Source organism: Clostridia bacterium, assembly GCA_036562685.1.
Taxonomy (GTDB): Bacteria; Bacillota; Clostridia; order Christensenellales; family DUVY01; genus DUVY01.
The window spans coordinates 1-11,056 of the sequence record DATCJR010000002.1 but is presented as its reverse complement, the minus strand read 5'-3'; the positions used below and the strand labels follow the sequence as shown (position 1 = coordinate 11,056).

The 11,056-nt window shown below is 37.5% G+C and carries 11 protein-coding genes and 2 rRNA genes; all 13 read left to right on the top strand.

Annotation, left to right across the window (positions count from 1 at the left end):
- Positions 1-494: ribosomal RNA gene (locus VIL26_00080) — 23S ribosomal RNA — on the top strand; the annotation flags it as partial.
- 78 nt (positions 495-572) lie between these two features.
- A 5S ribosomal RNA gene (gene rrf, locus VIL26_00075) occupies positions 573-688 on the top strand.
- 162 nt (positions 689-850) lie between these two features.
- Positions 851-1,747 (top strand): phosphotransferase, encoded by an 897-nt coding sequence (locus VIL26_00070; protein HEY8389344.1) that lies wholly within the window; start codon positions 851-853, stop codon positions 1,745-1,747.
- 86 nt (positions 1,748-1,833) lie between these two features.
- Positions 1,834-2,634: an NAD(P)-dependent oxidoreductase gene (locus VIL26_00065; GenBank protein ID HEY8389343.1), complete on the top strand. Its 801-nt coding sequence runs from the start codon at positions 1,834-1,836 to the stop codon at positions 2,632-2,634.
- Between the two features lie 4 nt (positions 2,635-2,638).
- Positions 2,639-3,214 carry a dipicolinate synthase subunit B gene (locus tag VIL26_00060; protein HEY8389342.1) on the top strand — a complete coding sequence of 192 codons (576 nt, stop codon included), beginning with the start codon at positions 2,639-2,641 and terminating at the stop codon, positions 3,212-3,214.
- A 4-nt stretch (positions 3,215-3,218) separates the two neighbouring features.
- Complete coding sequence (gene asnB, locus VIL26_00055) at positions 3,219-5,072, top strand: asparagine synthase (glutamine-hydrolyzing) (GenBank protein ID HEY8389341.1); 1,854 nt, start codon at positions 3,219-3,221, stop codon at positions 5,070-5,072.
- A gap of 46 nt (positions 5,073-5,118) precedes the next feature.
- On the top strand, positions 5,119-6,213 hold the full coding sequence (locus VIL26_00050; GenBank protein HEY8389340.1) for a prephenate dehydrogenase/arogenate dehydrogenase family protein: 1,095 nt from the start codon (positions 5,119-5,121) through the stop codon (positions 6,211-6,213).
- A gap of 2 nt (positions 6,214-6,215) precedes the next feature.
- A complete protein-coding gene (gene aroC, locus VIL26_00045) occupies positions 6,216-7,358 on the top strand; it encodes a chorismate synthase (GenBank protein HEY8389339.1) in 1,143 nt (380 codons plus the stop codon).
- Between the two features lie 58 nt (positions 7,359-7,416).
- Positions 7,417-8,487 carry a 3-dehydroquinate synthase gene (aroB, locus tag VIL26_00040; protein ID HEY8389338.1) on the top strand — a complete coding sequence of 357 codons (1,071 nt, stop codon included), beginning with the start codon at positions 7,417-7,419 and terminating at the stop codon, positions 8,485-8,487.
- A complete protein-coding gene (aroA, locus tag VIL26_00035; protein ID HEY8389337.1) occupies positions 8,484-9,752 on the top strand; it encodes a 3-phosphoshikimate 1-carboxyvinyltransferase in 1,269 nt (422 codons plus the stop codon). Before aroB ends, aroA begins: the two co-directional genes overlap by 4 nt.
- A complete protein-coding gene (locus tag VIL26_00030) occupies positions 9,749-10,534 on the top strand; it encodes a shikimate dehydrogenase (GenBank protein ID HEY8389336.1) in 786 nt (261 codons plus the stop codon). Before aroA ends, VIL26_00030 begins: the two co-directional genes overlap by 4 nt.
- Positions 10,531-10,965: a type II 3-dehydroquinate dehydratase gene (locus VIL26_00025; GenBank protein ID HEY8389335.1), complete on the top strand. Its 435-nt coding sequence runs from the start codon at positions 10,531-10,533 to the stop codon at positions 10,963-10,965. Before VIL26_00030 ends, VIL26_00025 begins: the two co-directional genes overlap by 4 nt.
- Positions 10,959-11,056, top strand: a 98-nt coding sequence (locus VIL26_00020) for a Nif3-like dinuclear metal center hexameric protein (GenBank protein ID HEY8389334.1), incomplete at its 3' end; no start/stop codon positions are given. The genes VIL26_00025 and VIL26_00020, both read left to right, overlap by 7 nt.

The following is an 11,056-nucleotide window of genomic DNA, read 5'->3' as shown; positions in this document are numbered from 1 at the left end:
TATGGAAGGGCCATCGCTCAACGGATAAAAGGTACTCCGGGGATAACAGGCTTATTCCTCCCAAGAGTCCACATCGACGGAGGAGTTTGGCACCTCGATGTCGGCTCATCACATCCTGGGGCTGTAGCAGGTCCCAAGGGTTCGGCTGTTCGCCGATTAAAGTGGCACGCGAGCTGGGTTCAGAACGTCGTGAGACAGTTCGGTCCCTATCCATCGTGGGCGCAGGATATTTGAAAGGATTTGTCCCTAGTACGAGAGGACCGGGATGAACGCACCTCTGGTGTATCGGTTGTCGCGCCAGCGGCATGGCCGAGTAGCGAAGTGCGGACGGGATAAACGCTGAAAGCATCTAAGCGTGAAACCCACCTTAAGATAAGATATCCCATATCATAAGATAGTAAGACCCCTTGCAGACTACAAGGTTGATAGGTCGGAGGTGGAAGTACAGCAATGTATGTAGCTGACCGATACTAATAGGTCGAGGGCTTAATCACAATACCTTGTGAAGTTAAAGATAGATAAAATTACTTATTTCTATGCAGTTGTAAGTGTGCGAAAGGACACTTAACCATTACGGTGACAATATCGGAAAGGTCCACCCGTTCTCATTCCGAACACGGAAGTTAAGCTTTCCAGAGCCGAGGGTACTTGCTTGGAAACGAGCTGGGAGAGTAGGTCGTTGCCGTAAATCATTAAAAAGGTCAGTTATTTCAACTGACCTTTTTTTTATGTAATTTTTTTTCTAATTTCGAAATGTTTTTTATAAAGTAACACAATTTTTGGCAGAGTATTATCTTATTTGTGTAATGATTATATCAATTAGCCTTGTTATGATAAATTGAGGTATAAAATGACCATTGATCAAATCATAAAACAAGATAAAACATTTCAAAACCAAAAAGTTGCATATTCTCCGCTAAACGGCGGCTTTTCCAATGAGACATATCTTGTTAAAGCCAATCAAAATAAATACGTAATTAAAATCAATTTTAATCAGAACTTATATCTTAAACTCGATCGCGAAAAAGAATGTATAGCGCAGAAAAAAGCTGCGGCTCTGGGCTTTGCACCTAAGGTTGTAAGTTTTCCTAAAGATGGCAGCTATATGATAAGCGAGTATTTTGATGGACATGGTATGACTTATGATGAAATCACTGATCAATTTAATATGTTAAAATTGATTGATATTTTGAAAGGCATTCATTCTATAAAGGGATTAAATAGAAAGTGTTCTTGCTTTGATCTGATTGACAGATATGCGGAAGGAATAAAAAAGCTTAGGGTAAGCGTTCCTGAAGGATATTATGATGTTTTAAAAAAAGTAGATATTATTAGAAACCGCAGGAGTAAAGACCTATTAAACAATAATAAATATGTTCATAACGATATCTTAGGCAATAATATTTTGTTTGACGGTCAAAAAATCATAATAATCGATTGGGAATTGTCAGGAATAGGAGATCCTTTTATGGATTTGGCATCATTGGCTTATAGCAATACAATGACAAAAGAGCAAGAAGAGTTTATGTTAACGGCATATTTTGGGTATTGCGATAAAAAAAATTTTGACACATTGCAGGACTTAAAATATATCGGCATGATAAGAGAAGTCGTTTGGGCGTTTTTTTATGAAGGGCTTAACAAAAAAAGTGTAAACCATAATATCAATTATCATGAAGCTGGGTTATATGCCCTTAATCGAATAAAAAACGGATATAACACTCTTTGGGGCAATCAGCGTTTTTAGTTTAAATTCTTTTTTATTTAATATATAAAATTTTGTAGCTTTGTGTATTTTTCACACTCTCAAATATGCATTCATAATATAAGTATATGAGTGATGGTGTTAAGAGAGTTTTTATTATTGATGTTTCTGATAAGCGGCTAAAAACTGTTAAGCAATTATTGGTCAATAACGGTTATTCTGCATTTAACTTTGTAGAAGGCGAAAAATATGGGGATAACCATGAGATTCAATATGTATTTATTTTTCCGCCATATATTCCTATTGACCATAAATTAGCAAAAAGTTTAAGTCAAAAAAGCATAGTTTTTGCGCTAGGGTGCTTTGATTTGGAAGCGCGCCAAATACTCAAAGACAAACAAATAACTGCATTTTTTTATAACGATGACGAAATGCTCGTTATGAAAAACGCATATCTTACGGCTGAAGGAACGCTTGCAGCGATTATTAATAACACCGAAAAATCACTAAAAAGTCTAAAGATTTTGATTTTGGGATACGGCAGAGTAGGCAAAGCGCTTACTAAGCTGCTTGATGATATCGGTGTAGAAGTATGTGTTGCCACAAGCGATGTCTATGAATTTGCGCTTGCTGCCGTGTGCGTCAATACCGTTTATACTTTGGAAGAATATGAAAAGGACTTAAATAGTTTTGATGTAATTGTCAACACTGTTCCAAAATTAATTTTAAAAGGAGAGAAACTCCAACACATAAGAAAAGACGCGTTCGTTATAGACCTGGCATCACTGCCTGGCGGAGTAGATATGGACGCTGCCGCAAAACTTGGGCTTAATGTTTTGCATTATCTGGGCGTGCCTGCTAAAACTGCAAGCATCACCGCAGGACAATATCTGTACGAAAGCGTTTGGAGAGCGTTGGACAAAATGTAGAATTATGTCAGGAAAAAAGATTGGCTGGGCAATGACAGGTTCGTTTTGCACATTAAAAAACTATTTGCCCGTAATGAAAACTTTGGCTGAAAACAACAGTATTTTACCTATTTTTTCTTTTTCGGTCGCCAGCAGCAATAACCGATTTGTTAATGCAAAAGAATTTTATCAGCAGGTTTGGGATATTGCACATAATCAGCCGATAACCACTATTGAAGAAGCTGAACCAATAGGACCCAAAAAATTGCTGGATGTCTTGATTGTGGCGCCTTGTACGGGCAACACCTTGGCTAAACTCAATAATGCCATAACGGATACGCCTGTATTGATGGCTATAAAAGCACATCTAAGAAATGACCGTCCGGTAATCATAGCAGTATCTACCAATGATGCATTATCTTCTAATTTGGTCAATATTGGCGGTTTGATGTATAAGAAAAATATTTTCTTTGTCCCTATGTTTCAAGACGATCCAAAAAATAAAACAAGGTCGATGACATCGGATATAGATTTGATTATTCCGACAGTTGAATCTGCGCTGAATGGTATACAAATTCAGCCAATTATCAAAGGAGCATAAAAAAATGTGTGGATTGGCAGGCTGGATAAGTGACAAAATTGATTTGAAAAAACAAGAGCATATTCTTATGGCAATGTCCCAGACTTTAAAAAAGCGCGGACCTGATGATTTTGGAGAAGTTGTTTTTGAAGACGCTGCACTTCTTCATAGAAGGCTTTGTGTTGTTGATCCACAAACCGGAATACAGCCAATGACCAAATCAAAAAATGGCGAAACATATACCATTGTATATAATGGCGAGTTATATAACACTTCAGAATTGGTTGCAGAACTTGGCACTTTGGGATATAAGTTTGTAGGGCATTCAGACACAGAAGCGCTTATATATGCCTATATCGAATGGGGAAAAGATTGCCTAAAAAGACTGAACGGTATTTTTGCTTTTGGCGTGTGGGAGCACAACAAAAAAAGACTGTTTGCAGCAAGAGACCGATTTGGTGTAAAACCGCTGTTTTATTATAAATATGATAATAGTCAATTCGGAAAAGGACTTGTGTTTGGTTCGGAAATCAAAACATTATTAGCCAATCCCATAATTCCTAAAAAGATCGATGCAGACGGGTTAAAGCAAATCTTTTTGTTAGGCCCAGGCAAGATTTCGGGCAGCGGAATAATTAAGGATATATATGAATTGAAGCCTGCGCATTATCTTATATACAACAGCAACGGTTTAGAGATAAATCGATACTGGCAACTAGAGGCTAGACCGCACGAAGATAATCTATTTTTGACTATAGAAAAAACCCGTTGGCTTGTGCTTGATTCTATCAAGCGTCAGCTTATAAGCGATGTGCCGTTAGGATGTTTTCTTTCAGGCGGGCTGGATTCCAGCATTATTTCTTCGGTGGCTTCAGCAATGTATTTGTCTAAAGGGCAGCGGCTTAATACGTATTCTGTTGATTATAAGGATAACGAACTTTTCTTTGAACGAAACGCTTATCAGCCTGACAGCGACCACAAATATATTGCACAGATGTCCGAGTTTATCAAGAGCAATCATAATTATATTACCCTAGACAATAAACAAGTCGGTATCGCATTAAAAGAAGCGTTGATTGCGCGCGATGTTCCAGGCATGGCGGATATAGATTCATCGTTATTGCTGTTTTGCCAAGTAATAAAAGAAAAGAGCACAGTTTGTCTTTCTGGCGAATGTGCGGACGAAATCTTTGGCGGTTATCCATGGTATCACAATCAGCAGACAATAGAGCTTAATACATTTCCTTGGTCAAAAAGTCTTGAGTTAAGAAAAAAACTCATTAAGCATCCTGCAATTTTAAAAGACTGTGACCAATGGGTACAGGATTTGTATAATGATACGATAAGCCGTACCAGATATTTAAAAGAAGACAATACTCAAGAACGGCGCATGCGTGAATTGTTTATGCTTAATGTAGAATGGTTTATGCAAACATTGCTGGATAGAAAAGACCGTATGAGCATGGAATCAGGTTTGGAAGTAAGAGTTCCATTCTGCGACCATAGACTTGTTGAATATGCATATAATATGCCGTGGAAATATAAGGCGTACAACGGCAGAGAAAAAGGAATATTAAGAGAAGCGGTAAAAGATATATTGCCTTATGACATTATAAAAAGAAAGAAAAACCCTTATCCTAAGACATTTAGCCCGGATTATCTCAGTTATGTAAAAGACGAGGTAAGGCGTATAACAGAAGAAAAAGGTAATATAGTCAATGAGCTAGTTGATACTGATTTTATTAAAATTATGCTTGATTCTAAGACGGATTTTGACGATACATTTTATGGCCAGCTTATGCGCTTGCCGCAATTATTGGGTTATATTGTCCAGATAGATTATTTTTTCAAGATATACGATATAGAGGCGGTTATCTAAAAAGGCTTTTATTGCATTAATACTAATTTTTTGATATACTTCATCTATGATTTTCAAAAGCATAAAAGCTGTTAGCAGACCGGTTTATGATAAAAGCATAGGAGTCGTCGGACTTGGTTGTATCGGCGGTTCCATTGCTTATGCTTTGAGCCGTGCAGGCGGATATAATATCATCGGAGTGGATAAAGATATTGATACTTTGACTTATGCTTTTGAAAAAGATATTATTCAGCTTGGTCATACCGATCTTGGAATTTTGAAAGGCTGTGAAGCAGTTTTTGTATGCACCCCTATTGATATGGTTAGTTCTACCATAGACGAACTATATAATATATTGGGGACAAGCTGTATAATCACGGACACTGCGAGCATAAAAGGCGAGATAATTAACAATCTTCCCAAAAACATAAGGTTTGTGGGCGGACATCCAATGGCAGGTGCCGAAAACGGCGGAATAAAAGCTGCAAAAGATTTTATGTTCCAAAATGCGTATTATGTTTTGACTCCCGCACCAGATACGGCAAAAGAAGATTTGGATTACATAACAGATATCGTCAAAAAAATGCAGGCGTTGCCTATAGTTATAGATAAAGATACACATGACCTAGAGGTAAGCAAAATAAGTCATTTGCCGCACATGGTGGCTTATACTTTGGTTAATAATTCTATTAATTCGGATATTTCTAGGACTTTGGCGGCGGGCGGATTTAGAGATATCACACGCATTGCTTCAAGCCCTTCTAAGATGTGGCTGGATATTATAAAACTTAATAAAAATAATATCCTTAACCAGCTCGAATCAATGAATCAAGGACTAAATAGTCTTTATCAAGATATCAAAAGCAATAATTATGCGAAAATTCAGGAATTGTTTGAATCAGCAAGACAAAAGCGGGCAGAGATAGAAGCAGATAAAGGCAGATTCTTTTTGCTAAGAGTTTATGTTAAGGATGTGCCCGGCATAATCGCCAAAATAACGTTATTGTTATATAAACAAAAAATCAATATCAAAAACATCAATATTGAAAATTCACGCGAAGGCGAAGGTGGAGCGTTGGTAATAAGTTTTGAAAACGCTTTTGACAGAACGCGTGCATTGGAAATTTTAAAAAAGAAAAAATTTGATATAAAAGTGGAGTAAATATGCGTTATCTTACTGCAGGTGAATCCCACGGCAAGGCATTAGTAGGAATCATGGACGGTTGTCCTGCCAATCTACATATAACTGAAGAAGAAATTAATCATCAGTTATACAGGCGGCAGCAGGGCTTTGGACGCGGCGGCAGAATGAAAATAGAAAGCGACAAAGCCGAAATTTTGAGCGGGGTCAGAAATTATCTTACATTAGGTTCGCCTATTGCATTAATGATAAAAAATAATGACTATCAAAATTGGCAGAATATTTTTTCTCCCGATGAATGCGACATTTCCCAAAAAGTTGTTACCACAGTAAGACCGGCGCATGCAGATCTCAGCGGAGCCCTGAAATATAGCCAAAAAGACGCACGCAATATTTTGGAACGAGCAAGCGCAAGAGAAACGGCTATGAGAGTGGCATTAGGAGCTATAGCAAAAAAGTTTTTGCAAGAGCTTGGAGTTAATATTGGAAGTCATACGGTTATGATAGGCGGCGTGTATTCTGATTTTTATCCCAAAAATTCTTTTGAATTAAGTGCTGCAGATGATAATCCTGTCAGATGCATGGATGAAGCAAAATCTCAAGAAATGATTCACAAGATAAAAGAAGCTCAGGAGTCGGGCGATACATTAGGAGGTAAGGTTCAGATAATTATAAGCGGCATGAGCTTTGGATATGGTTCGCATACTCAATATGACAAAAAACTCGATTCAAGGCTGATGGCTGATTTATGTTCTATTCAGTCTGTAAAAAGCGTAAGTTTTGGTTTAGGTGAAAAATATGCAGAAATGCTTGGAACGCAATCTCATGATCCTATCGGTTATGACGAAAATGGTTTTTTTAGATATACCAATAACAGCGGCGGCATTGACGGCGGTATTACGACAGGAGAAGATATAGTTATTAATGTAGCCGTCAAGCCTATTCCTACTACAATGCGTGGAATTAAGACAGTAGATCTGATTACGCATGAACAATGCATTTCTTCAAAAGAACGAAGCGATGTTTGTGCTGTGCCTGCTGCAGGTGTGGTATGTGAAAATGTGGCGGCATTGACGCTAATGCAGGTGATTTTGGAAACATTAGGGGGAGATCACATGGAAGAAATAAAACAAAGATGGCAAAAGAAAAAGGATATTATCATATAAATTAAAGAAAAATCCAAACAGCGGTTTAATTATTTGATGATATTATAAGGAGATTTTTATGTTGAACAAGGTGGAAACATTAGAAGAGCTGATACCGATAAAATTAAAATCAGGACTTGGCTATGAAATAATTATCGGTCGCGAGCTTGATGAGATGATTATCAACGAAATGAGCGGCGATGCTTTTCTGGTCGTCGATCAAAGAGTATATGAACTTTATAACTCAAAATTAAATTTTGAGCGAATGGGCAATAGATTATATATTTTAAAAAGCGGAGAATATTCCAAAAGCTGGAAGTATGTAGAACAGATTGGAAAAAAGATGCTAAAGACGGGCTGCAACAGACATACCAAGATGATTGCAATAGGCGGCGGTGTTACAGGGGATTTGTGCGGTTTTGTAGCATCAATCTTTATGAGAGGTATCAAAATAGTACATATTCCTACTACGCTTTTATCCTGCATTGATTCAAGCATAGGCGGAAAAACAGGAATTAATTTAGATCAATACAAAAATATGCTGGGATCATTTTATCAACCCAGCAAAATTATAATCAGCACCAACTTTTTTGCAACATTGCCTTTTAGAGAAATTAAGTGCGGAATAGGCGAGATTATTAAGACATCACTTCTTAGTAAGACTATTTTTGATTATGTAAATTCTTCTATTTCTAAGTTAATGGTTTTGGATGCACAAACAGTTTTAAATACTATAAAGCTTTGTGTGGAGTTCAAAGACCATATCACATCTTCAGATGAGAAAGAAGCATCTCTTAGAAAAATTCTTAATTTAGGTCATACTGTCGGACACGCACTTGAGAGCATGGATAAATTCAAACTGTCCCATGGCGAATATGTGCTTTGCGGAATTGAAATGGAATCAAAAATGGCTAGAGAACTTGGCATTATTGATGAAGATTATTACAAAATAATAATGCATCTTCTTAATAGCGTAACTACTCCTAAGGTCAAGATCAAAAATATCGACAAGCTTATTCATATTATGAAGGCAGACAAGAAAAACACCGAAGGAAAAATAGATTTTATCTTTGCAAAAGGTCAGGGGGAAACTCAAGAATATCTTATAAGCAGTGAAGAACTTAAGACACTGCTGGAGGCAGTTATATGACAATAAAACCGCTTAAAAGAATAAGCGGAGCATTTGATTTGCCGGGGGACAAGTCGATTACTCATAGAGCTATTATGTTTAACGCTGTCGCTGAGGGTGAAGCTAAGGTTTATAATGCGCTTTTGGGTGAGGATTGTTTGGCGACAATTGACTGTATGAGAAAATTGGGAGCCAAAATTGAAGTTGATAACGATACCGTTACAGTTATAGGCGCAAAAAGAATCAAAAGCGGTCAAGAACTTTATGTTGGCAATAGCGGCACTACTATGCGATTGCTTGCCGGACTTTTGTGCGGACTAGGTGTAAGCGCAGAGCTTGATGGCGATGAGTCCATTAGAAAACGTCCTATGAACAGGATAATTGAGCCATTAAGTCTTATGGGCGCTAAAATCACATCTAGAGAAGGCGGTTTTGCGCCTTTGAAGATAAAAAGTTCTGATCTAAAAGGCATAGAATATACTATGCCCTTAGCGAGCGCCCAAGTGAAAAGTTCGCTTCTTTTGGCTGGACTTAATGCCGATACCCCTACAACTATTATTGAGCCAGTAAAAACAAGAAATCATACCGAACTTATGCTTGCCGCACAAAGCGCAGATATAAAAATTAGAAAAAATAAAATATCAATTTCAAAATCAAGTTTAAAATCAGTGGATGTCAATGTCCCTGGAGATATATCAAGTGCAGCTTATCTTATGGTTTTGACAACCATTTTGAAAGATTCCTGCATAGTCTTGAAAAATGTTGGCGTCAATCCTACTAGAACAGGTATTTTGGATGTTATAAAACTTAGCGGCGGAAGAATAACTATGCTTAACCGCAGAAGAACAGGAGAAGAACCTGTCGCTGATATGCTTATTCAATCAACTGATAATCTAAAGCCTTTTGTTATAGGCGGCGACATGATTCCCAGACTGATTGATGAAATACCTATTTTGGCAGTGCTTGCGTGTTTCGCAGACGGCACTAGCATTATAAAAGACGCAAAAGAGTTAAAAGTAAAAGAATCCAATAGAATAGACAGTACCGTTAATATGCTAAAAAGCCTAGGCGCGCGTATCGAGGCGACAGAAGACGGAATGATAATTCATGGCACAGGCGTAATAATGGGCGGAAAAGAAATTGACGCAGGACTTGACCATAGAATTGCCATGAGCGCAGCGATCGCTGGAGCTGTTTCTTTGGACGGTGTAACTATAAAAAATGCCCAGATAGCCGATGTAAGCTATCCTGGATTTTATAAAATCTTTGAACGAGGCGAAAGTTGAAAAGATACGCACTGATTGGAAGAAATATTCAGTATTCTTATTCGCCTCTTGTGCATCAAGAGATCGCTCTGTCAGCTGGAATACATATTGAGTATTCTATTATGTCAATAGAACCTATGGCATTTATTGGTGCAGTTGACAGATTAAGAAGCGGTTATGACGGTTTTAATATAACCAAACCCTATAAAACTGATATTTTGCCTTATCTAAGCAAAAATTACAGTGTTACAGGCGCAGTCAATACCGTATGTGTAAGTTCTGGAGATTTAATAGGATATAATACAGATGGAACAGGTTTTTTGAAATCGTTAGAGTATCATAATATTGACATCAGTGGCGAAATATTGATTTTGGGTGCAGGCGGTGCTGCAAGAACGCTTGCTTATGAACTTGACAAACTTTCTAAGGTATATATCTATAATCGCACTATAACTAAAGCGCAAGCTATCATAGATGAGTTAGGTCTAAAAAACACGCATGTTGCTGACTTAGATAACCTACAGCCTGCTGTTATAATTAATGCCACCACATTAGGACATAATAACGAAATGAGTCTGCCTAATGGGGTAAAAACTGAAAGACTTCAAACAGTATATGACACTATATATAATCCCGCTTGTACGCCAATAATGTCTTGGGCAAAAGAAAAGGGGATAAAAGCAGTTAACGGACTTACAATGCTGTTTTTTCAGGCGTTGGATGCCCAAAGAATATGGAACAATGTAGAATTGTCAAAAGCACAAATCATTCAAACTCTTAAAAACATAGAGGCTAAGTTATGAAAATCCTTGTTATCAACGGCCCTAATCTTAATATGCTGGGCAAAAGAGAACCGCAAATTTATGGATACAAGACGCTAGACGACATTAATCAGGAAATAAAACAAGCAGCTCCTGCTGACGTAATTTTGGAGTTTTTTCAATCCAACCACGAAGGGGCAATAATCGATAAAATACATAGCACAAATGCCGACGCCATAATAATCAATGCGGGAGCATATTCGCATTACAGTTATGCTATTTATGATGCGTTAAAATGTGTAAGCATTCCAAAATACGAAGTGCATATGTCGGATATATATAAAAGAGAAGAAGCGTTTAGACATATTTCGGTCCTGACGCCGGCATGTGAAAAGATATTTTATGGCAAAGGTGTTAACAGCTATATAGAAGCAGTTTTAGCTGCTTATGAAAGAGGTCAACAAAAATGCTAATAAAAGATATTATACAATATCTTAACATCATTGCTCCGCCCGAACAAAAAGAAGATTGGGACAATATCGGACTGATTGTGGGGAACTCGCA